This window comes from Frankia sp. AiPs1, assembly GCF_023716945.1.
Taxonomy (GTDB): domain Bacteria; phylum Actinomycetota; class Actinomycetes; order Frankiales; family Frankiaceae; genus Frankia.
In genome coordinates this window covers 1-1,178 of sequence record NZ_JAMQQF010000989.1, presented here as the reverse complement: position 1 = coordinate 1,178, position 1,178 = coordinate 1, and the positions used below count along the sequence as shown (strand labels likewise).

The window sequence follows — 1,178 nt, the reverse complement described above, 5'->3', positions numbered from 1 at the left end:
GGGCGCCGGCGGCGCCGGCGGACCGGCGGTCAGTAGATGTCGCGCAGGTAGCGGCGGTCGGCGGTGAGCCGGCGGACGTAGGCGGCGGCGCCGTCGGCGTCGAGGCCGCCGTGCAGGGCGACGATCTCGCGTAGGGTCCGGTCCACGTCCACGGCCATCCGGCCGGCGTCGCCGCAGACGTAGAGGTGCGCGCCGTCCTGCAGCCACGACCACAGCTGGGCGCTGTGCTCGCGCATCCGGTCCTGGACGTAGACCTTCGACCGCTGGTCGCGGGAGAACGCGACGTCCAGGCGGTGCAGCGTGCCGTCCGCCTGCAGCGCGGCGAGCTCGTCGGCGTAGTAGAAGTCGGTGGCCCGGTGTTGCTCGCCGAAGAACAGCCACGTCCGGCCGCGGGCGCCGCGGGCGCGGCGGTCCTGCAGGAACGCGAGGAACGGGGCCACGCCCGTCCCCGGCCCGATCATCACCAGCGGCGTGTCCGGGTCGGCCGGCGGACGGAAGTGGGTCGAGCGCTGCACGAACACCGGCACCGATACCGGCACCTCGCCGGGCCCGTCGGCGAGGAACGTCGAGCACACGCCCCCGCGGGCCCGGCCGCCCCGGCCGTCGAACCGGACCACCGACACCGTCAGATGCACCTCGCCGGGATGGGCCAGCGGGCTCGACGAGATCGAGTACAGCCGGGGCTGCAGCCGCCGCAGCACCCCCGCCCACTCGGCCGCCTCGGCCCGGACGGGCAGCTCGGCGAGCACGTCCGCCGCCTGCCGGCCCCAGGTCCAGCGCGCGAGCGCGTCGGAGTTGTCCGGGCGCAGCAGGGTGCGCAGGTCGCGGTCGCCGCTACGCTCGGCGACGAACCGCAGCAGCGTCGGGGTGATCCCGGTGATGTCCAGGTGGCTGCGCAGCGCCGTGGCGAACGGCATCTCGCCCATCCCGCTGACGGGCACGGGCTGGCCCGGGTCGGCACCGGTGCGCTCCAGCCACTCGGCGACGAGGTCGGCGCCGTTCACGGGCCAGACGCCGAGGGCGTCGCCGACGTCGTAGGTCAGCTCGGTGTCGGCGGTGCGGAAGGCGAAACGCCGCACCTCCTTCGCTGATCCGGGCCGGCTGAGCAGCTCGTTGCCGATCAGCGGCACGGCGGCCGGCGCCGCGCGGGAGGGCCGGCCCGCGACGGTGGCCGGCGC

1 protein-coding gene is annotated in these 1,178 nt (G+C 76.1%); it reads right to left on the bottom strand.

Features of this window, described 5'->3' with window-relative positions; genetic code table 11:
• Positions 1 to 29: 29 nt before the first annotated feature.
• A partial coding sequence (locus ND748_RS32380; protein WP_374216097.1) for a sulfite reductase flavoprotein subunit alpha occupies positions 30 to 1,178 on the bottom strand: 1,149 nt, incomplete at its 5' end.